The following is a 21,022-nucleotide window of genomic DNA, read 5'->3' on the forward strand; positions in this document are numbered from 1 at the left end:
CTGTCGAGTGGAGCGCTAGGAGGCGCGGCGGGCGCGGGCGGCGCGGCGCTTCAGGGCGCGGCGCTCGTCTTCGCTGAGGCCGCCCCAGACGCCCGAGTCCTGGTTCGTCTCGAGGGCGTACTGCAGGCAGGTCTCGGTCACCGAGCAGCGGCCGCAGACAGCCTTCGCTTTCTCGATCTGGTCGACCGCGGGGCCGGTGTTGCCGACCGGGAAGAACAGCTCGGGGTCAGCGGTGAGGCAGGCTGCTTTGTCGCGCCAATCCATGGGGAAGTGCTCCTTTGTGTGGGTCAGGTAGCACGCGCCGAAGGTTGACAGACGCGCTACATCGTCGGTGCTCGCACCAACGATTTCGGTGAGAGAGAAGGTTCTGGGAACGTCGCCCACCGCTCTGTAGGCGTCACATCAACCTCGTATAGGTTCCCATAGGCTGGTTGTCAAATCAATAGGTACGCATGGGATGGTTCGCATGGAAGACACCCGACGTTCGCCTCTCGTCACCCTGCTTGTCATCCTGCTCGCGGGCCAGACGGCGCTCATCGTCGGCATCACGGGCTTTCTCGTGATCGAGCTGCTGCTCGCCGAGGCGCAGTTCCCGCCGACGGCGATCGCGCTCATCGTGCTCGTGCTGCTCGTCGCCGTGTGGCTCGTCGCCATGACCGTGGGCGTGCATCGCGGCCGCGCCTGGACGCGGGGGAGCGTGCTGACCTACCAGTTCCTGCAGCTCGCGATCGGCGTCGGCAGCGTGCAGGGCTTCATCCCGCGCCCCGACATCGGCTGGTGGGTGATCGCGACGGCCGTGCTCGGCCTCGTGCTCATCCTCAGCACGCCCGTCACGCGGTACCTCGACGCGCGCGACTAAGCTGCGCGACGCTCGCGGGGACGCTAGTCGAGGCCGAGCTTCTTGCGCAGGCTCGCGACGTGGCCCGTCGCCTTGACGTTGTAGAGCGCGTGCTCGAGCGTGCCGTCCTCGCCGATGACGAAGGTCGAGCGGATGACTCCCATGACCGTCTTGCCGTACATCGACTTCTCGCCGTAGGTGCCGTACGCATTGTGCACCGTGAGCTCGGGGTCGCTGAGCAGCGGGAAGGGGAGGTGCTCCTCGGCGGCGAACTTCTGCAAGGCATCCGGAGCATCTTTCGACACGCCCAGCACGACGTAGCCGGCCGCCTGCAGCGAGGCCAGGTTGTCGCGGAAGTCGCACGCCTGGGTCGTGCAGCCGGGGGTGCTCGCGGCGGGGTAGAAGTACAGCACGACCTTCTTGCCGGCGTAGTCGGCGAGCGAGACGTGCGCGCCGTCCTTGTCGGGGAGGGTGAACGCGGGGGCCGGGGCTCCGGCTTCGAGGCGGGTCGCTGCCATGGGATGCTCCTCCTGGTCGTGTCGTGTGCTCGACCTGCACAGTGTATGAAGATCCGTCTCGCAACGGCTGAGCGATCGCCGAGTGGAGACCGTGGTCGCGCGGGTGGTAGTGTTTCCTCTCGGCCCGCTCGTCGGGCTGCGCACCTCTAGCTCAATTGGCAGAGCAACTGACTCTTAATCAGTGGGTTCCGGGTTCAAGTCCCGGGGGGTGTACGAACGGCCCCGTTGCTCTCGCCAGCGCGGGGCCTTTCGCATCTCCGGGCGACCGGCGATCGATCGGGACCAAAGTCACGAATCCTCGTGAACCAGGTGCGCAACGGCGTTCGCGCCCGCAGACTGGGGCGGCGCCGCAGTGGCGCGCCACCCCTCGCGAGCGGAGCCACCACCCGTGTTCGAGCAAGATATCGCCCCCGTGTTCGGATCGCTCGCCCTCTCGGCGATCGCCGCCGCGCTGCCCCTCGTGCTGCTGTTCGTGCTGCTCGGGGTGTTCAAGGTTCGGGCGCCGTTCGCCGCTCTCGCCGCGCTCGGGCTCTCGATCGTGCTCGCGATCGTCGGGTGGAACATGCCGCCGGTGCAGGCACTCAGCGCCGCCGGCGCGGGAGTGTTCTACGGGCTCTTCCCGATCCTCTGGATTCTCGTCAACGCTCTCTGGGTCTACCGCCTCACCACGGTGACGCCGTGGTTCGAGGTGTTCGGCCGCACGATCCGATCGGTGAGCGACGATCTGCGCATCCTGTCGATCCTCATCGCGTTCTGCTTCGGGGCGCTGCTCGAATCGCTCGCGGGCTTCGGGGCCCCGGTCGCGATCTCGGCGGCGATGCTGCTCGCGGCGGGCATGGCGCCGCTCAAGGCCGCGCTCGTCTCGCTGCTCGCCAATACGGCGCCCGTCGCGTTCGGGGCGCTCGCCGCACCCGTCATCGCGCTCGCGGGCGTGACGGGGTTGCCGCTGCAGGATCTCGCCTCGATGGCGGGCCGCCAGACGCCGTTCATGGCCCTGCTCGTGCCGCTCATCCTCGTCTTCCTCGTGGATGGCCGCCGCGGCCTGAAGCAGACGTGGCCGGTTGCTCTGGTCGCGGGTTTCGTGTTCGGCCTCGCGCAGTTCATCACGTCGAACTACTTCGCCGTCGAGCTCACCGACGTCGTCGCCGCGGTCGCGACGATCGCGGCCGTGCTGCTCATGCTGCGGGTGTGGCAGCCGGCCGAGCTCGTGGGCATCTCGGGCGCCGTGTCGACGGACTCGGTCGCGGTGCAGCGCCCGCCGGCCCGCGAGGTGCTCATGTCGGTGGCGCCGTACCTCATCATCATGGCCGTCTTCTCGCTCGCGCAGATTCCCGCCCTCAAGCAGGGGCTCGCCGCGCTCAGCCTGACGTTCGCCTGGCCGGGGCTCGATGTCGTCACGGCGGCGGGGGTGCCGGCCGGAGCGCAGCAGTTCCACCTCGACACGCTCGGGGCCACCGGCACCCTGCTGCTGATCTCGGGGCTCATCACCGCGGCGGTCTACCGCATAGTGCCTCGCACGGGCGTCGCCGCCTACGGCGCCACGCTGCACCAGTTGCGCTGGACGATCGTCACCGTCACGGCCGTGCTCGGCCTGTCGTTCGTCATGAACCTCTCGGGCCAAGCGACCTCGCTCGGCGTCGCGCTCGCCTCCGCGGGCGGATTCTTCGTCGTGCTGTCGCCCATCATCGGGTGGATCGGCGTGGCGCTCACGGGGTCGGACACCTCGTCGAACGTGCTCTTCGGCCCCGTGCAGGTGGCGGCCGCCGAGCAGGTGGGCTTGCCGCCCGTGCTCATGGCCGCGGCGAACTCCTCGGCGGGCGTGCTCGGCAAGATGCTCTCGGTGCAGAACCTGGCCGTGGCCGCGGCCGCGGTCGGCATGGTCGGCTCGGAAGGAACGCTGCTGCGCAAGCTGCTGCCCTGGAGCATCGGCCTGCTCGCGCTCATCACCGTGCTGATCGTGCTGCAGTCGATCCCCGCCGCGCTCGGCTGGATGGTGCCCTGACCCCGCCGCGGGGCGGCAGGATGGTGCCGTGAGCATCGACACCTGGCTGATCTTTCTGGTCGCGGCCATCGGCCTCTCGTTCACCCCCGGGCCGAACGGGCTGCTGGCGCTGACCCACGGGGCGATCTACGGCGTGCGCCGCACGGTCTTCACGGTGCTCGGCGGGGCGCTCGGCTTCTTGATCGTGATCGCCGTGTCGATGTTCGGCATCGGCGCCCTGCTGCTCGTCGCGCCCGATGTGCTCACGGTGCTCAAGTGGGTGGGCGGCGCCTACCTGGTGTTCCTCGGCGTGCAGGTGTGGCGGGCTCCCGCCATTGCCGTGGCGGCGAGCGGCGACCGCCCGACCGCCTCCGGCTGGTCGCTGTTCCAGCAGGGACTCCTCGCCGCCGTGACGAATCCCAAGGGCATCCTGTTCTTCGTCGCCTTCCTGCCGCAGTTCATCGACCCGCAGCGCGATCTGGGCGTGCAATTCATCATCATGGCGAGCACGTTCATCGTCATCGAGATCGTGTTCGAGCTCGTCGTGGCGGCGCTGTCGCAGTCGCTGCAGCCGTTGCTCGCCCGCGCCGGCCGCTGGTTCAACCGCGCGACCGGCGGTCTCTTCATCCTGATCGGCGTGCTGCTGCCCTGGCAGCTCTAGGCGGTGCTCGCCGCCTCGCGCGCCGCGAGGCGCGTCCAGGTCTCGACGACCGTGTCGGGGTTGAGCGACATCGACTCGATGCCCTGATCGACGAGCCAATCGGCGAGATCGGGGTGATCGCTCGGCCCCTGCCCGCAGATGCCCACGTACTTGCCCGCCGCGCGGCACGCCTCGATGGCCATCGCGAGCAGCGCGAGCACCGCCGGATCGCGCTCGTCGAACGATGCGGCGACGAGCGCCGAGTCGCGGTCGACCCCGAGGGTGAGCTGCGTCAGATCGTTCGAGCCGATCGAGAAGCCGTCGACGTGCTCGAGGAACGCGGCGGCGGTGAGCGCGTTCGACGGGATCTCGCACATCATGATGATGCGCAGCCCGTTCTCGCCACGACGCAGGCCATTCTCGGCGAGCGCGGCGATGACGGCCTCGAGCTCGGCGACCGTGCGCACGAACGGGATCATGAGCTCGACGTTCGTGAGGCCCATGTCGTCACGCACCCGGCGCATCGCCGCGCACTCGAGGGCGAAGCTGGCGCGGAACTCGGGCGAGGCGTAGCGGGATGCGCCGCGCCAGCCGAGCATGGGGTTCTCCTCGTCCGGCTCGTAGCGCGTGCCGCCGATCAGCCCGGCGTACTCGTTGGTCTTGAAGTCGCTCATGCGCACGATGACGGGTTCGGGCGCGAAGGCCGCGGCGATCATCGAGACACCTTCTGAGACGCGCTGGACGAAGTACTCGCGCGGTGACCCCGAGGTGGCGGTGCGTGCGTCGACGATCGCGCGCAGGTCGTCGGGCAGGGTGTCGCGCTCGAGCAGCGCCCGGGGGTGGATGCCCACTTGCGTGTTGATGATGAACTCGAGCCGCGCGAGGCCGACCCCGCGGTTCGGCAGCTGCGCGAACGAGAACGCCTGGTCGGGCGTGCCGACGTTCATCATGAGCTTCGTCGCGATCGCGGGCATGGCGTCGAGGGCGGTCTCGACCTCGTCGACCTCCAGTCGTCCGCGGTAGACGCGCCCCTCATCCCCTTCCGAGCACGACACGGTGACGTCGGCGCCGTCGACGAGGGTGCCCGTGGCGTCTCCCGTTCCGACGACGGCGGGGATGCCGAGCTCGCGGGCGATGATCGCCGCGTGGCACGTTCGCCCCCCGCGGTTGGTGACGATCGCCGATGCGCGCTTCATGATCGGCTCCCAATCGGGGTCGGTCATGTCGGCGACGAGCACGTCGCCGGGCTGAAAGCGATCCATGTGGGCGATCGAGTCGAGCACGCGCACGGGACCCGCACCGACCTTCTGCCCGATCGCACGGCCTGTGATGAGCACCTCGCTGCGCTCGCGCAGGGTGAACCGGCGCAGCACGGCACCCGCGCGCGAGACGACCGTCTCGGGCCGCGCCTGCAGAATGTAGAGCAGGCCGTCGACCCCGTCGCGTGCCCACTCGATGTCCATCGCGCGCCCGTAGTGCTCCTCGATGGTGAGGGCGTGGCGGGCGAGCTCGTGCACCTCGTCGTCGGTGATCGAGAAGCGGCCGCGGTCGGCGGGGTCGACGTCGGTGAAGACCGTGCTCGTCGTCGTGCTCGCGCCGCCGGCGTAGACCATCTTCACGGCCTTCTCGCCGAGCGACCGCGACAGGATGGCGGGCCGGCCGGCCCGCACGCCGGGCTTGTACACGTAGAACTCGTCGGGGTTCACGGCGCCCTGTACGACCGCTTCGCCGAGCCCGTACGACGAGGTGATGAACACGGCGTCGGTGAACCCCGACTCGGTGTCGACCGTGAACAGCACGCCCGACGCGCCGACGTCGGCGCGCACCATGCGCTGGATTCCCGCCGAGAGCGCGACCTCGTCGTGCGCGAAGCGGTTGTGCACGCGGTAGGCGATCGCGCGATCGTTGAAGAGCGAGGCGAAGACGCTGCGGATCGCCTCAAGCAGGTTGTCGATGCCCGCGATGTTGAGGAAGGTCTCCTGCTGACCGGCGAAAGAGGCGTCGGGCAGGTCTTCGGCCGTTGCGCTCGAGCGCACCGCCCACGAGACACCGTCGGGGTCGGGGTCGTCGCGCACGAGGCGGGTGTAGGCCTCGCGGATCTCGGCCTCGAGGTCGGCCGGGAACGGCTGCTGCTCGATCCAGCCTCGGATCATGGCGCCCGTGCGGGCGAGCTCGGCGACGTCGGTGACATCGAGCGGCATGACGGCCGCCATGATGCGGTCGTAGAGCCCGTCGCCGGCGAGGAAGCGATGGTACGCATCCGCCGTCGTCGCGAAGCCGCCGGGAACCCGCACCCCCTTCTCGGCGAGGGCGCTCACCATCTCGCCGAGCGAGGCGTTCTTGCCGCCCACCTGGCCGATGTCGTCGATGCCGATCTCGGTGAACCACAGAATGCTCGCGCTCATGGCAGTGCTCCTTCCGGCGCGCTCGCAGCGCGCCTGCGCAGGGTGGTGGTGATGACGGCCGCCATCTCTTCCACAGAACGGTCGGTCGAGTCGAGGTGCGGGATGCCGTGGCGCCGGTAGAGGCGCTCGGCCCAGCGCACTTCGCGCGTGCACTGGGCGAGCGATGCGTAGGGGGAACCCGGTCGGCGGGCCTCGCGCACCTGGCTGAGCCGCTGCGGGTTGGCGGTGAGCCCGAACAGGCGGTCGACGTGCGGCCGCAGCGGCTCGGGGAGCTGCTCGGCGGAACCGCTCCCGGCCGCCAGGTCGTCGTCGGTCAGCGGGTAGTTGGCGACGACGACACCGTGCTGCAGGGCGAGGTACATCGAGGTGGGGGTCTTGCCGCAGCGCGACGGAGCGATGAGCACGACCTGCGCCCGGTCGAGCGCGCGCAGGCTCTGGCCGTCATCGTGCTCGATGGCGTACTCGATGGCCCACATGCGCTCGTGGTAGCGGTCGAGGTCGCCGAGGCTGTGCACGGTGCCGCGGCCGGGCTGCGCGCTCGCGCCGAGCGCGGCCTCGACCTCGCGCAGGTGCCCGCCGAGCAGGTCGACGACGATCGCGGGGGCGGCGGCGACGGTCTGGCGCACGGCGAGGTCGCGGATGGTGGTGAACACGAGCGGGGGAGCGCCGGTGGGGGTCGCGGCGATCGTGGCAACGGCCTCGGCCGCCGCGACGGCGTCGTCGACGAACGGAATCGTGTGCCGCGCGAGCGGCACGCCGGGAAAGCTCACGAGCAGTGCGTTGCCGAGCGTCTCGGCGGTGATGGCGGTGCCGTCGGAGACGAAGAACACCGCGCGCGGGGCGGATGCTGCGCTCATGCGACCCCCTCCCCGAGCGCCCCGGCGCCCGCGCTGGGGCACCCCCAGGGTAGGCCTCGCAGGGCCGCGCGCCCAGGGGTCTTTGGTCATGCATCGTGCCCCGCACGACGACGCCCCGCGGTCGACCAAGGTCGACCGCGGGGCGCGGGGATGAAGCGCGTTACCGCACGTACACCGTGCTGAACGGCCCGCGACGGCGCCGCTCGAGCTCGACCGCCGCCGCGCCCGTGAGCGTGAGCAGCAGCGCGAGGCCGATGAGGCCGGCGTTCTCGGCGGGACCGGTCATGGCGAGCGCGGGCTGCGGCCCGTCCATCGAGAGGTAGAGCAGCGTGCCGTCCGTCCCGACCGTGATGTAGGCCACTTCGGTCAGTCGTCCGGAGGGCCCCTGCCCGGTGAGCGTGATCGTGTGCGCTCCCGGCGTGATGTTCTGCGGCAGCGGAACAACCTGCACGAACCGACCGTCCAGGTCGGTCACGCCCTCGGTCACCGTCACGGGCGTCGAGCGCAGCACGAGGTCGTAGGCGGACTCGGGCTCGAGACCGCCACCCGAGACCTGCACATCGCTGCCCGGAAGGTAGTCGCCCACGCCCGCGGCGAGGGAGAGGTCGATGCCGGGGCTCGAGAAGACGGGCGCCTGCACGATGTTGTCGATGTACATGTAGGCACCCGCGGCGCCGCCCCAGCTCTTGTCGTAGCTGCCGGAGACGAAGACGAAGCGGTAGGTGCCGGCGGACGGGATGGCGACCGAGGTCGTCGTCCAGTCCTGCACCTCGCCGGTCGCGTCGATGACCTCGGTCTGCGCGCACGTGCTCGTGTTGAGCAGGTAGCCGAACACGTGGAAGTCGTCGCTGTCGTCGACCGCCTTCCAGTCGAGGCTGATCTGCCGACCGGCCGCCACGGTGAACGGTGCGCTGACGATCGCCGGCCCGTGGATGACGTAGCCGTCGTAGTCGCCCCCGAGATCGCTGTACAGCTCGAGGACCTTGCCCGCGCGACCCACGTCGGCGCCGTCGACGATCGAGATCTCGTACGACTCCTCGTCGAGACCCGCGTAGGCGGGCGTGTCACCGCGCAGGGTCGGGTCGGGGATGGCGCTCTCCGCTACGTCGAAGGCGTTCGACTGGTCGCTGCTCCAATCCCACTCCGCGAGGTAGCTGTAGAGGGCCTCGACCGGGCTGACCGGCGCAGGCTCGTTCTCGGGAGCCGGGTCGCTCGGCGCGGGCTCGCCGGGCGCGGGCTCGGAAGGAGCGGGGTCAGCCGGGGTCGGCTCGCTGGGCGTCGGATCGCTGGGCGTCGGCTCAGACGGCTCCGGGTCGACCGGCGTCGTCTCCTCCGGCTGCGGTGCCGGTTCGGTCTCGGGGGCCGGCTCGGTCTCCGGGCCGGGTTCGCCCTCGCCGGGGTCGGGCACGCTCGAGAACGAGAAGTCGGGCTCGCCGACGGGCGCCATCGCCACCTCGAGCAGGTAGTAGCCGTCCCAGTCGTTCCAGACGAGGCGGTCGCCGAGGATCGTGATCGGGTCGCCGGTGAAGGCGTCGTGCACGTAGTAGTGGTCCGAGTCGAGATCGGGCACGTTCGCGTAGGTGCGATCCCACACGGCCTCGGCCTCGTCGGCGTATTCGCGCAGGTTGGTGTAGTCGGAGGTGTCGACGGTCGTGCAGCCACCGAGCGACGTCACGCCGAGGTCGATGGCCTGGTTGACCGTCGTCCATCCCGTGATGCTCGTGGAGCCGATCGCGTCGGCCTCGAACCCTCCGTTGGTGATGGTCGAACTCGCTGCGTTCGCGGTGAAAGCGGGGCCGACCGCGAGGGCGGTGCCGATGGTGAGCGCGATCGCCGCGCGGGATCTCTTGTTCATGGGGTGGACTCCTCACGAGTGATGGTGAACCGGATTCGCCGATACACGCACAGTGTGCTCTCGTGAGCGCGCCCGCGATAGGGACGTTGGTCACCCAAAACGGGGGATAGTCCCGATTCATGTTCGCTTCGCGAACATGCGGGCGAGGGCCCTAGTCGTCGAGTTCGAGCGGGTCGTTCGCCCGGTTCTCCTCGATCACGGTGCCCACGGCGACGGCGACGCTGATGCCCCAGCTGACCCACATGAGGGCGAGCCGCCAGTCGCGCGGGCCGGTGCGGGTCGCGTTGATGACGCCGACGGCCGAGAACGCGGCGCCGATGACGGCTCCGTTGAAGATGTACCTGCGCATGCGGCCTCCTAGGTTCTGCTCCACGCTAGCGGCTGGGGCCCGGGCGAGGGGCGGCTTGACACGGAGTCTGTGACCATGCCCAGAGCATCCTTCGAAACTGACCGACTGGTCAGAGGGCTGGCCGATCGGTCAGTAGCGTGGAGGCATGTCCCTCCATGACCAGCTTCGCGCTGTCGCGCTCGCCGAGTTCGCGGCCGCCGGATACGCGGCGACCTCGCTGCAGCGCATCGCCGATCTCGCGGGGACCTCGAAAGCGAGCGTGCTCTACCACTTCGCCTCGAAGGAGCAGCTGCTCGCCGAGATCGTGAGCCCCGCGCTCGACGACCTCGAGCAGCTCATCACGCCCCTCGACGACCACGGTGGACTGCGGCGCGCCGACTTCGTCGAGCGCTTCGTCGACCTGCTGCTACTGCATCGCCAGGTCGTGCCCCTCGTCATCAATCAGGGGGCGACGCTCGACGACGTGCCCGTCATGCACCGGGCGACCGAACTCATGCGCCGCGTGGCCGAGCTGTTCCGGCTCGCGAGCGGCTCCACGATCGAGAAGCTGCGCTTCGGCGTGGCGTTCGGCGGTGTCGCCTACACGCTGGCGGCCGCCGAACGACTGGGACTCAACGGCGAGATCCCGATCGACGAGGTGCGCTCTGCACTGCTCGAGATCCTGCACGACCTGCTCGTGCCCGCCGACTCCCGAACCCCCTAAGGACGCCCCGATGGCCACGCTCCTCTACCGGCTCGGCCGGTTCTCCTACCGCCGCGCCCGCCTCGTCATCGTCGCCTGGCTCGTGGTGTTCGCCGCGACGATCGGCGGCGGCCTCGCGCTCGGCGGGCAGACCGACGAGACCTTCAGCATCCCCGGCACCGAGTCGCAGGTCGCGCTCGACCAGCTCAACGCGCTCTTCCCGGCCGTCTCGGGGGCGAGCGCGCAAGCCGTGGTCGTCGCGCCCGAGGGTGCAGCGGTGACGGATGCCGGCATTCGCGACCAGATCGACACCCTCGAGCGCGCCCTCATCGGCGTCGACGGCGTCGACTCGGTGCTCGGTCCGTTCGACGAGTTCGCCGACGGCCAGGTGAGCGACGACGAGGCCGTGGCGATCGTGCGCGTGCAGCTCGACGGCGCGTCGTCCGACATCTCGGAGGAGACGATCGCGGCGCTCGTCGCGACGGCCGAGACGGTCGACGTGCGCGTCGAATTCGCCGGGCAGGTGTTCCAAGACACGACGGTCGGCCTCACGGTCAGTGAGGTGCTCGGCGTGCTGTTCGCCGGCGCCGTGCTCATCATCACCTTCGGCTCGCTGCGCGCGGCGTGGATGCCCCTCGCGACCGCGCTCATCGGCGTCGGCATCGTCGTCGGCGCCATCCTCGGGCTCGCGGCGTTCCTGCCGGTCTCGAGTTCGGCGCCCCTGCTCGCCGTCATGATCGGCCTCGCCGTTGGTATCGACTACGCGCTCTTCATCCTGTCGCGGCATCGCGGTCAGCTCGCCCGGGGAATGGACCCGGCCGAGTCGGCGGCCGTCGCGGTCGGCACGGCGGGCAGCGCTGTCGTATTCGCGGGAGCGACCGTCATCATCGCGCTGCTCGGTCTGCTCGTGGTCGGCGTGCCGTTCCTCTCGGTCATGGGCGTCGGCGCGGCCTTCGCGGTGCTCATCGCCATCGCCGCCGCGGTCACCCTGCTGCCCGCCCTGCTCGGCGTCGCCGGCGCGAAGCTCGTGCCGCGCGAGGGCTCGCGAGCCTGGAAGCGCGCCCACCCCGACGCCACGACGGCGCCGACCATGGGCCGGAGGTGGGTGCGCGGCGTCATGAAGCGCCCCGTGCTCACGAGCATCTCGGTCGTGGCCGTGCTCGGCGTGCTCTCGATCCCGGCCTTCTCGCTCGATCTCAACCTGCCCGACGGCGGCAGCGAGCCCGCCGGCTCGACGCAGCGCGAGGCCTACGACATCATCGCCGACGCCTTCGGGCCCGGCACGGCTGGCCCTCTGCTCGTGACGCTCGACATCACGCAGACGACCGACATCCTCGACGACCTCGCGGCGATCCGGGGCGAGCTCGAGCAGGTCGACGGGGTCGCGAGCGTGAGCCCCGGCATCCCGTCGCCGGGCCTCGAGACCGCGATCTTCCAGGTGGCGCCCGAGACGGCGCCCGACGACCCGGCGACCAAGCTCGTCGTCGCCGACCTGCGCGCGGCCGGCGACGCCATCGAGGAGGAGTTCGGCACGCCGCTCGCCGTGACGGGCGTCACCGCGGTCGGCATCGACATCTCGACGCGGCTGACCAACGCGCTCGTCCCCTTCGGCCTCGTCGTCGTGGGACTGTCGGTCGTGCTGCTCATGGCGGTGTTCCGCTCGGTGCTCGTGCCCGTCAAGGCGGCACTGGGCTTCCTGCTCTCGGTCGGCAGCGCGATGGGCGTCACCGTCGCGGTCTTCCAGTGGGGATGGGGCGCCGAGCTGCTGCACGCCGAGCCCGGCCCCATCCTCAGCTTCATGCCCATCATCCTCATGGCCGTGCTGTTCGGGCTCGCCATGGACTACGAGGTCTTCCTCGTCTCGGGCATGCGCGAGGAGTTCGTGCGCACGGGCGAGCCGCGCCGCTCGATCGAAGACGGCTTCGCGAACGGCGCGCGCGTCGTCACGGCCGCGGCGCTCATCATGTTCTTCGTCTTCGCGGCCTTCGTGCCGGAGGGATCGGGCCTCATCAAGCCCATCGCCCTGAGCCTCGCGGTCGGCATCGCGATCGACGCCTTCGTCGTGCGCATGACGCTCGGCCCCGCGCTCATGGCGCTCTTCGGGCGCGCGGCCTGGTGGTTCCCGCGCGCGCTCGACCGCACCCTGCCCGACCTCGACGTCGAAGGCGAGAAGCTGCGCCATCACCGCGACCACCGCGCGTGGGCGGCCGAGCAGGGCGACGCCGTCATCGTGGCCGATCGCCTCGGTTTCGAGGGCACGGATGCGCAGCTCACGCTCGTCGCCGGCCCCGGCACGCGCGTGGACCTGGTCGGCGAGGGCGCGACCCGCCGGCTCGCGGGTGCGACGCTCGCCGGCTACCTGCCGCCGCGCTCGGGCCGCGCGGTCGTCGCCGATGCCGTGCTCCCCTCCGAAGCCGGACGCGCCTCGCGCCGCGTGACGCTCGTCGACGTGAGCGGCGACCGGCTCGCGCCGACCGTGACGATCGCCGCGCTCGTGAGCGAGCGCATCGCGCTCGCGGCCGGCTACCCGCGCGGCCTGCGCCGAACCCGGCGCTGGATCGCCCGCCTCACGACCGCGCTCGCCTCCCTCGGCGTCGAGCCGCTCGGTGTCGCCGACCCCGAGACGGCCGTCGCGGCGCTCGACCCCCGCCGTCGCGCGCTCGTGCTCGCCGCGGTCGCCACGCTCGACGCGACCCCCGTGATCGTGCTCGACCATCGCGATGACGCCTTGACCGGCGACGACATCGCCCTGCTCGACGCGCTCGTGCAGCGCCTCGCCCCCGCTCCCGTCGTGCGGGTGTGGGGCCGCGAGCCCGGCAGCCCGGCCGCGGACGGCGCGCTGACCGTCGACCTCGACTCCGCATCCACCCTCATCGAAAGGAGCGGCGCATGACCGCCGCCTCGCCCCTCGCCCCCGCGCCGGTTACTCCGACGCCGCTCGCCCATCGCGGGCGACTGCGCCGCTGGCTCACCATGGTCGCCGCCGTCGCCGTGCCCCTCGCCCTCGTCGGCATCGCGCTCGCCGCGGTCGGCAGCGAGTCGAGCGCGCTCGAGCGCATCCCCGCCGCCGTCGTCAACGACGACGAGCTGCTCACGACGACCACCGCCGACGGCGAGGAGCAGATCGTGTTCGCGGGCCGCCAGCTCGTGACCGAGCTCACCGGTGGCGACGGCACCGGGTTCGACTGGCGCGTGACGGGCGCCGACGAGGCCGCCGCGGCACTCGAGCGCGGCGAGGTCTACGCGGTGCTCACGATCCCCACCGACTTCTCGGCCTCCCTGCTGACGATCGGCACTCCCGACCCCGTGCAGGCGCAGCTCGAGATCGAGACCGACGACGCGCACAGCTACCTCGCGGGCTCGGTCGTGCAGGCCGTCGGCAGCGGACTCGCCCAGCAGTTCGGCGCCGCCATCACGGCCCAGTACCTCGACGGACTGACGACGGGCCTCGGCGAGCTCGGTGCGGCCCTCGGCGAGGCCGCCGACGGCGCGACGCAGCTCGGCGACGGCGCGAGCGAGCTCAGCGCGGGTCTCGGCGAGCTGAGCGCCGGCGCGAGCGCCTCGGCGAGCGGTGCGCGCGCGCTCTCGGCAGGGGTGGGCGAGTACACGGGGGGCGTCAGCAGCCTCTCGAGCGGTCTCGGCGAGCTGCGGGCCGGAGCCCGCCAGCTCGATCCCCTGCAGCAGGCCGCGGCGAGCATCCCGTCGAGCGCGGGCGCCCTCGCGGGCGACCTCGCCGCGCTCGCCCCCGCGATCGCGGCCTCGAACCTCAGCCCGGCTGACCAGCAGGCGCTCCTCGACGCCATCACCGACGCGCAAGTGCTTGCGGGAACAGCCTCCGCCGTGATTCCGCCGCTCAATGGCGGACTCGACGGCATCCAGTCGGGCATCGCGCAGAGCGCGAGCGGAGCGGCGGCCCTCGCCGCCGGCGGGCCCGCGCTGCGCTCGGGCGCGGCCGACCTCGCCGGGGGGCTCGGCGCGCTCGCGGGCGGCACCTCGGAGATCACCTCGGGCGCCGAGTCGCTCGCCTCGGGCGTCGACGAGCTCGCCTCGGGGCTCTCCTCCGGTGCGGGACAGGTGCCCGAGGCGGGCGACAGCAGCGTGGCGAGCGAGCCTGTCGTCGTCGAGTCGACGCGCGTCAACGCCGTCGACGGCGTCGGATCGGTCATCGCCGAGACGCTCGTGCCCATCGGGCTCTGGATCGGCGCGCTCGCGACCTTCCTCGCGCTGCGGCCGGCGGCGCGCGGCGTCATCGGCACCTCGGCGGCGGGCGGCATCATCGTGCGTCGGGCCGTCGGCCGGGCATCCCTCATCGCGCTGGCCCAGGCCGCCCTCGTGACCGTGCTCGTGCATGCCGTGAGCGGCATCGACCTCGCGCTGCTGCCCGCGACGCTCGCGCTCACGAGCATCATCGCGCTCGCGTTCACGGCGCTGCACGCGGCGCTCACGCTCACGCTCGGGCGGGCCGGGCTTGTCGTCTCGCTGCTGCTGCTCGCCGTGCAGATCGTCGCGACGGGTGGCCTCATCCCGATCGCGGCGCTCGCCGACCCGTTCCCCGCGCTGAGCGCGGTGCTGCCGCTCACCTACGCCGTCGACGGCATGCAGGCGCTCTTCGCCGGGGGAGACCCCGCGCGCATCGTCGCGGCCGTCGCCGCCATGGCCCTGCTCGGCGGGGTGTCGCTGCTCGTCGCGCGCCTCGCGGCGGGGCGCGCCCGCCGACGGGATGCCCTCGCCGCGTTCGCCCCGACCCTCGCGACCGCCGCGGTGTGAGGTGCGGGATGCTCCGGCCGAGCATCCCGCATCGCCGCCCCGGCACCGCGCTCACCGCCCCCACGCAGCAGCGCGGGCCGCGGGCTCGAAGCCCGCGACCCGCGCCGGTCAGTGCTCGCCGAGCATCACTCCTTGGTGAGCTCGTGGGTTCCGCCGCTCATGGCGTACTCCTCTTCGGGAGACAGCACGAGCTGCTTGCGGTAGTGCAGCCCGAAGCCGAGCAGGATCAGCACGTAGACGATGATGATCGCCACGATGGCCGCCTGGAAGGCCGGGTTGATGAGCAGGCCCACGAAGACCAGAGCGGCGATCGCGGCGGCGCTGTAGGCGCCGAACGTGCCCCACGGGCTCTTGTAGGGGCGGTTGGCGTCGGGGAACTTCCGGCGCAGGATGAGGAACGACACCATCTGCAGGAAGTACGCGACGACCGCGCCCCACACCGCGATGTTGAGGATGATCGCTCCGGCCACCGCGCCGAGGCCCTCCGGGTCGGCCCGACCGAGCAGGTCGAGCACGACGATCGCGACGAAGCCGACGACCGCTCCCACGGTGAGCGCGACCCACGGGGTCTTGTTCTTGCCGGTGAGCGACAGGAACTTCGGGTAGTAGCCGGCCCGCGACAGGGAGTACATGTTCCGCCCGTAGGCGAACATGATGCCGTGCAGCGAGGCCAGCAGGCCGATGAGGGCGAAGATCGCGAGCAGCGCCGCGAGCTCGTCGCCGACGATGGCCCGGAAGCCGTCGAGCAGCGGCTCGAGCGAGACGCCCGTCGCTTCGGCCCCGAGCACGCCCGTGTTGAGGAACAGCACGAGCACACCGGTGACGATGAGCGTTCCGCGGGCGATGACGCCGGCCCGGGGGATGTCCTTCTCCGGCGTGTGCGACTCCTCCGCCGCGAGCGGCAGCTCCTCGATGCCGAGGAAGAACCACATCGCGAACGGCAGGGCGAACAGGATGGCGAGCCAGCCCTCCGGCAGGAACGTCGACGATCCGGCGACGTCGGGGTTCGGCGCCATGTCCCACAGCTTGTCGAACGAGAAGAGTCCCGAGGCGAGCGCCATGACCGAGAACACCAGGATGATGCCGATGGCGATGATCGAGACGACGATGGCGAAGCGGAACGAGATGTGCGCACCCGCGGCGTTGAGGGCGACGAACGCGACGTAGAGCACGATCCACCAGATCCACATGTTGCCTGACTCGGCGAGCGAGAAGTTCAGCAGCCCGCTCGTCACGCCGTCGAGGTACTGGGCGGAGAAGAACACGACGACGGCCGTGGTCGCGACGTACTCGATGGTCTCCGCGGCACCGGTGATGAGGCCTCCCCACGGTCCCATCGCCGATCGACCGAACGAGTAGGCGCCGCCCGTGTGGGGCATGGCCGCCGACATCTCGCTGATCGAGAAGGTCAGGCCGTAGTACATGACGACGAGCACGACGAAGGCGATGAGCATGCCGCCGAAGCCCGCGAAGTCGATGCCGAAGTTCCAGCCCGAGAAGTCGCCGGAGATGACCGCGGCGACGGCGAGGCCCCAGAGGCCCCAGACGCCTGCCGATCGGCGCAGCCCGCGCTTCTCGAAGTACGTGTCGTCGACGCTGGTGTACGTGACACCGCCCGTCGCTTTCGTTGTTTCCGCCATTCAGTCCTCCTGGGGGGTGGTGGGGATGGGTCGGCACGCGGGCGACGACGCCGCGTCGCGCCTTGGCACACGAGCATGGCCGCAAAGGTCGGAGTTGTCCACCATTAGAAACGAAAAGTTCAGTCGTGTTCGCAATGCACCGCGGGCCGCTGTGGTACTAATGGTCGACACTCGAGCCAAGGGAGGCCCCATGTCTGCAGCGCCGTCGACGGTCCGCTCCGGAAACCTGACGATCGCCGAGCTCGAGCAGCTCATCGATGCGGGTGAGATCGACACCGTCATCGTCGCCTTCGCCGACATGCAGGGCCGACTCGTCGGCAAGCGCGTCTCCGCACGGCTGTTCCGCGAGGAGGTCGCCGCGCACGGCGCCGAGTGCTGCAACTACCTGCTCGCGGTCGACGTCGAGATGAATACGGTTGCGGGATACGCGCTCTCGTCGTGGGAGACCGGCTACGGCGACATGGTCATGCAGCCCGACCTGGGCACCCTGCGGCGCATCCCGTGGCTGCCCGGCACCGCGCTCGTCATCGCCGACCTGCTGCGCATGGACGGCGACGCTGTGGCGCCCAGCCCGCGCCAGATCCTGCAGCACCAGATCGACCGGCTCGCCGAGCACGGACTCGTGCCCTACGTCGGCACCGAGCTCGAGTTCATCGTCTTCGACGAGACCTACCGCCAGGCCTGGGCGAAGGGCTACGACAACCTCACGCCCGCGAGCGACTACAACATCGACTACGCCCTGCTCGCCTCGACGCGCATGGAGCCGCTGCTGCGCGATATTCGCAACGGCATGGATGGCGCGGGGATGTACTGCGAGGGCGTCAAGGGCGAGTGCAACCTCGGTCAGCAGGAGATCGCGTTCCGCTACGCCCACGCGCTCGCGACGTGCGACAACCACGTCATCTACAAGAACGGGGCGAAAGAGATCGCCGACGCCCATGGCAAGGCGCTCACCTTCATGGCCAAGTTCAACGAGCGCGAGGGCAACAGCTGCCACATCCACCTCAGCGTGCGCGGCACCGACGGCTCGGCCGTCATGGCGGGCGACGGCGCGCACGGCTTCTCGCCGCTCATGGAGCACTGGCTCGCCGGCCAGCTCGCCGCCATGCGCGAGCTCAGCCTGTTCTTCGCGCCGACCATCAACTCGTACAAGCGCTACGTGCCCGGCAGCTTCGCCCCGACGGGTATCGCCTGGGGCTTCGACAACCGCACGTGCGCACTGCGCGTGGTCGGGAAGGGCCACAGCCTGCGCATCGAGAACCGCGTGCCGGGCGGCGACGTCAACCCCTACCTCGCCACGGCCGCGATCATCGCGGCGGGCCTGCACGGCATCGAGAACCAGCTGACGCTGCCCGAGATCTTCGAGGGCAACGCCTACGCGGCCGACCTGCCGCGCGTGCCCTCGACCCTGCGCGATGCGGCCGAGCTCTTCGCGGGCTCCGAGCTCGCGCGCGCCGCCTTCGGCGACGAGGTCATGGCGCACTACCTCAACATGGCGTCTGTCGAGCTGTCGGCCTTCGACGCGGCGATCACCGATTGGGAGCGCATCCGTGGCTTCGAACGGTTCTGACGCCGGTGCGGGTGCCGCGCCCCGCCCGGTCATCGGACTCACCACCTATCTCGAGCAGACGCAGTGCGGGGTGTGGGATGTTCCCGCCGCGTTCCTGCCGAAGGTCTACTTCGACGCCGTCGCGCGCGGGGGCGGGCTCGCCGTGCTGATTCCGCCGCAACCGATCGACGCGGCCGGCGCCGACGCTATCCTCGACGGCCTCGATGGGCTCATCATCACGGGCGGCAAGGACGTCGACTCGCGGCGGTACGGTCAGGAACCGCATCCGACGAACGACACCCCCCGCCTCGATCGCGACGCGCTCGAAGACGCCCTGCTCGCGCGGGCGATCGCGCGCGACCTGCCCTTCCTCGGCATCTGCCGCGGCATGCAGGTGCTCAACACGGCGCTCGGCGGCAGCCTCATCCAGCACCTGCCCGATGCCATCGGGTCGACGCGCTACAACGCGGGCGGGGGCGTCTTCACGCCCAACCCGGCCATCACGGTGCCGGGCACCCGCACGGCCGAGCTGCTCGGCGACCGCGTGACCGTGCAGAGCTATCACCACCAGGCGCTCGACGCGGTGGCGCCGGGGCTCACGGTGAGCGCGCGGGGCGATGACGGCGTCATTCAGGCCGTTGACGTGGACGCGATGACCTTCGGCATTGCGGTGCAGTGGCACCCGGAGGAGACGGCGGCCGAGGACGCGCGCCTCTTCGCGGGCCTCGTCGAGGCCGCTCACGAGTACCGCCAGAACCGGAAGGCCCGCGCATGAGCGAGACCACCCTCATCAACCCGGCCGACGAGACCGTCATCGGAACGGTGCGGCACACGACCCTCGAGGGGGTCGACGCGGCCGTCGCGCGCGCCGTCATCGCGCAGCGCGCCTGGGCGGCCCTCGCGCCCGTCGATCGGGCTCGCGCGCTGCGCCGCTTCGCCGCGACCGTCGATGCGCACATCGAGGAGCTCGCGCAGCTCGAGGTGCGCAATTCGGGCCACCCCATCGGCGCCGCCCGCTGGGAGGCGGGCAACGTGCGCGACGTGCTCGACTACTACAGCGGCGCGCCCGAACGGCTCATCGGCCAGCAGATCCCCGTCGCGGGCGGCCTCGACGTCACCTTCCACGAACCGCTGGGCGTCGTGGGCGTCATCGTGCCGTGGAACTTCCCCATGCCGATCGCGGGCTGGGGCTTCGCGCCGGCGCTCGCCGCGGGCAACGCCGTGCTGCTGAAGCCCGCCGACTGGACCCCGCTCACGGCGATCCGCCTCGGCGAGCTCGCCCTCGAGTCGGGGCTGCCCGAGCATCTCTTCCAGGTGCTGCCGGGCCGCGGCTCGGTCGTCGGCGATCGGTTCGTCACGCACGAGCAGGTGCGCAAGGTCGTCTTCACCGGGTCCACCGAAGTCGGGAAGCACGTCATGGCGGGATGCGCGGCGCAGGTGAAGCCCGTCACGCTCGAGCTCGGCGGCAAGAGCGCGAACATCGTCTTCGCCGACGCCGATCTCGAGGCCGCGGCATCCGGCGCCCCCGGTTCGGTCTTCGACAACGCGGGCCAGGACTGCTGCGCGCGTTCGCGCCTGCTCGTGCAGCGCAGCGTGCTCGACCGCTTCCTCGAACTGCTCGAGCCCGCCGTGCAGGGGTTCCGCGTCGGCGATCCGAACGACGAGGCGACCGAGATGGGGCCCCTCGTCTCGAAGGGCCACTTCGAGAACGTCGCGGCGTTCCTCAACGACGACGTCGCGGTCGCCTTCCGCGGCACGGCGCCCGAAGGCCCCGGCTACTGGATGGCGCCCACCGTGCTGCTGCCCTCTCGCACCGACCGCGTCGCGACGGAGGAGATCTTCGGTCCCGTCGTCTCGGTGCTGCCCTTCGACGACGAGGCCGACGCGATCGCCCTCGCGAACGACTCGATCTTCGGCCTGTCGGGTTCGATCTGGACGCGCGACCTCGGCCGCGGCATCCGCGTCGCCCGCGGGGTCGAGAGCGGTGCGCTCAGCGTCAACTCGCACTCCTCCGTGCGGTACGCGACCCCCTTCGGCGGGTTCAAGCAGAGCGGGCTCGGGCGCGAGCTCGGTCCGGATGCTCCGCTCGCCTTCACCGAGACCAAGAACGTCTTCTTCTCCCACAGCTAAGGAGTTCACCACCATGACCATCACTCCCATCGACCTGACCCAGCGCCTGAAGGGCAAAGTCGCCGTCATCACGGGCGGCGCGAGCGGCATCGGGCTCGCGACCGCGCGCCGCTTCGCTGCCGAAGGCGCCATCGTCGTCATCGGCGACATGAATCCCGAATCGGGCGAGGCCGCCGCCGCCGCGGTCGGCGGACTGTTCGTGAAGGTCAACGTGACCGATGAGGCCGAGGTCAACCACCTCTTCGACACCGCGCAGGCCACCTACGGCTCGCTCGACATCGCCTTCAACAACGCCGGCATCTCGCCGCCCGACGACGACTCGATCGAGACGACCGAGCTGCCCGCCTGGGACAGGGTGCAGGAGGTCAACCTCAAGAGCGTGTACCTGTGCTCGCGCGCGGCGCTGCGCCACATGGTCGCGCAGCAGTCGGGCTCGATCATCAACACCGCCTCGTTCGTCGCCGTCATGGGCAGCGCGACGAGCCAGATCTCCTACACCGCGAGCAAGGGCGGCGTGCTCGCCATGACGCGCGAGCTCGGCGTGCAGTTCGCGCGCCAGGGAATCCGCGTCAACGCTCTGTGCCCGGGCCCGGTGAACACGCCGCTGCTGCAGGAGCTCTTCGCGAAAGACCCCGAGCGCGCGCAGCGCCGCCTCGTGCACATTCCGAAGGGCCGGTTCGCCGAGGCGGAGGAGCTCGCCGCGGCGGTCGCCTTCCTCGCGAGCGACGACGCCTCGTTCATCACCGCCTCGACGTTCCTCGTCGACGGCGGCATCAGCGGCGCCTACGTCACGCCCCTGTAGGGTCGCGGT

The 21,022-nt window shown here is 70.8% G+C and carries 17 protein-coding genes and 1 tRNA gene; 11 read left to right on the forward strand and 7 right to left on the reverse strand.

The window, feature by feature from the left end:
• Positions 1-15 precede the first annotated feature (15 nt).
• Positions 16-264 (reverse strand): WhiB family transcriptional regulator, encoded by a 249-nt coding sequence (locus NNL39_RS08275; protein ID WP_047562402.1) that lies wholly within the window; start codon positions 262-264, stop codon positions 16-18.
• Between the two features lie 202 nt (positions 265-466).
• Between NNL39_RS08275 and NNL39_RS08280 the strand changes: the two genes are divergently transcribed.
• Entirely contained in the window at positions 467-859 is a 393-nt protein-coding gene (locus tag NNL39_RS08280; protein ID WP_255158771.1) for a hypothetical protein, read from the forward strand.
• Positions 860-882: 23 nt separating this feature from the next.
• Here NNL39_RS08280 and bcp read toward each other — a convergent pair whose 3' ends face one another.
• Complete coding sequence (bcp, locus tag NNL39_RS08285) at positions 883-1,356, reverse strand: thioredoxin-dependent thiol peroxidase (RefSeq protein WP_255158773.1); 474 nt, start codon at positions 1,354-1,356, stop codon at positions 883-885.
• 140 nt (positions 1,357-1,496) lie between these two features.
• Here bcp and NNL39_RS08290 point away from each other — a divergent pair.
• The 3 genes from NNL39_RS08290 (at position 1,497) to NNL39_RS08300 (ending at position 3,998) form a co-directional block, all read left to right on the forward strand.
• Positions 1,497-1,569 (forward strand) — tRNA-Lys (locus tag NNL39_RS08290).
• Between the two features lie 175 nt (positions 1,570-1,744).
• On the forward strand, positions 1,745-3,358 hold the full coding sequence (locus NNL39_RS08295) for an L-lactate permease (RefSeq protein WP_255158775.1): 1,614 nt from the start codon (positions 1,745-1,747) through the stop codon (positions 3,356-3,358).
• 28 nt (positions 3,359-3,386) lie between these two features.
• Positions 3,387-3,998 carry a LysE family translocator gene (locus NNL39_RS08300; RefSeq protein WP_255158777.1) on the forward strand — a complete coding sequence of 204 codons (612 nt, stop codon included), beginning with the start codon at positions 3,387-3,389 and terminating at the stop codon, positions 3,996-3,998.
• Here the strand turns inward: NNL39_RS08300 and ppsA are convergent.
• From ppsA to NNL39_RS08320, 4 genes are all read right to left on the reverse strand, one after another.
• Positions 3,995-6,382 (reverse strand): phosphoenolpyruvate synthase, encoded by a 2,388-nt coding sequence (gene ppsA, locus NNL39_RS08305; RefSeq protein WP_255158779.1) that lies wholly within the window; start codon positions 6,380-6,382, stop codon positions 3,995-3,997. The genes NNL39_RS08300 and ppsA overlap by 4 nt on opposite strands.
• The gene (gene ppsR / locus NNL39_RS08310) at positions 6,379-7,239 is read right to left on the reverse strand and encodes a pyruvate, phosphate dikinase/phosphoenolpyruvate synthase regulator (protein WP_255158781.1); all 861 of its coding nucleotides are present in this window, start codon (positions 7,237-7,239) and stop codon (positions 6,379-6,381) included. The genes ppsA and ppsR overlap by 4 nt, the downstream gene beginning before the upstream one ends.
• 160 nt (positions 7,240-7,399) lie before the next feature.
• A complete protein-coding gene (locus NNL39_RS12995) occupies positions 7,400-9,094 on the reverse strand; it encodes a hypothetical protein (RefSeq protein ID WP_265748823.1) in 1,695 nt (564 codons plus the stop codon).
• Positions 9,095-9,245: 151 nt separating this feature from the next.
• Entirely contained in the window at positions 9,246-9,443 is a 198-nt protein-coding gene (locus NNL39_RS08320) for a hypothetical protein (RefSeq protein WP_255158783.1), read from the reverse strand.
• Positions 9,444-9,588: 145 nt separating this feature from the next.
• Between NNL39_RS08320 and NNL39_RS08325 the strand changes: the two genes are divergently transcribed.
• The 3 genes from NNL39_RS08325 to NNL39_RS08335 are packed head-to-tail and all read left to right on the forward strand — an operon-like array spanning position 9,589 to position 14,892.
• Positions 9,589-10,146: a TetR/AcrR family transcriptional regulator gene (locus NNL39_RS08325; protein WP_255158785.1), complete on the forward strand. Its 558-nt coding sequence runs from the start codon at positions 9,589-9,591 to the stop codon at positions 10,144-10,146.
• Positions 10,147-10,156: 10 nt separating this feature from the next.
• Complete coding sequence (locus NNL39_RS08330) at positions 10,157-13,018, forward strand: MMPL family transporter (protein WP_255158787.1); 2,862 nt, start codon at positions 10,157-10,159, stop codon at positions 13,016-13,018.
• The gene (locus NNL39_RS08335) at positions 13,015-14,892 is read left to right on the forward strand and encodes a YhgE/Pip family protein (protein WP_255158789.1); all 1,878 of its coding nucleotides are present in this window, start codon (positions 13,015-13,017) and stop codon (positions 14,890-14,892) included. The genes NNL39_RS08330 and NNL39_RS08335 overlap by 4 nt, the downstream gene beginning before the upstream one ends.
• Positions 14,893-15,017: 125 nt before the next feature.
• On the opposite strand, the gene NNL39_RS08340 is transcribed toward NNL39_RS08335, so the two are convergent.
• Positions 15,018-16,532: an amino acid permease gene (locus NNL39_RS08340; protein WP_255158791.1), complete on the reverse strand. Its 1,515-nt coding sequence runs from the start codon at positions 16,530-16,532 to the stop codon at positions 15,018-15,020.
• Positions 16,533-16,722: 190 nt separating this feature from the next.
• On the opposite strand from NNL39_RS08340, the gene NNL39_RS08345 reads away from it, so the two are divergent.
• From NNL39_RS08345 to NNL39_RS08360, 4 genes are read left to right on the forward strand one after another with little or no spacing between them, the layout of a single operon-like run.
• Positions 16,723-18,102 carry a glutamine synthetase family protein gene (locus NNL39_RS08345; RefSeq protein WP_255158793.1) on the forward strand — a complete coding sequence of 460 codons (1,380 nt, stop codon included), beginning with the start codon at positions 16,723-16,725 and terminating at the stop codon, positions 18,100-18,102.
• Entirely contained in the window at positions 18,083-18,856 is a 774-nt protein-coding gene (locus tag NNL39_RS08350) for a gamma-glutamyl-gamma-aminobutyrate hydrolase family protein (protein ID WP_255158795.1), read from the forward strand. Before NNL39_RS08345 ends, NNL39_RS08350 begins: the two co-directional genes overlap by 20 nt.
• Complete coding sequence (locus tag NNL39_RS08355; RefSeq protein WP_255158797.1) at positions 18,853-20,211, forward strand: aldehyde dehydrogenase family protein; 1,359 nt, start codon at positions 18,853-18,855, stop codon at positions 20,209-20,211. Before NNL39_RS08350 ends, NNL39_RS08355 begins: the two co-directional genes overlap by 4 nt.
• A gap of 13 nt (positions 20,212-20,224) precedes the next feature.
• Positions 20,225-21,013 (forward strand): 3-oxoacyl-ACP reductase, encoded by a 789-nt coding sequence (locus NNL39_RS08360; RefSeq protein ID WP_255158799.1) that lies wholly within the window; start codon positions 20,225-20,227, stop codon positions 21,011-21,013.
• The last annotated feature ends 9 nt before the right edge of the window (positions 21,014-21,022 follow it).

This window comes from Microcella humidisoli, from assembly GCF_024362325.1.
GTDB lineage: Bacteria > Actinomycetota > Actinomycetes > Actinomycetales > Microbacteriaceae > Microcella > Microcella humidisoli.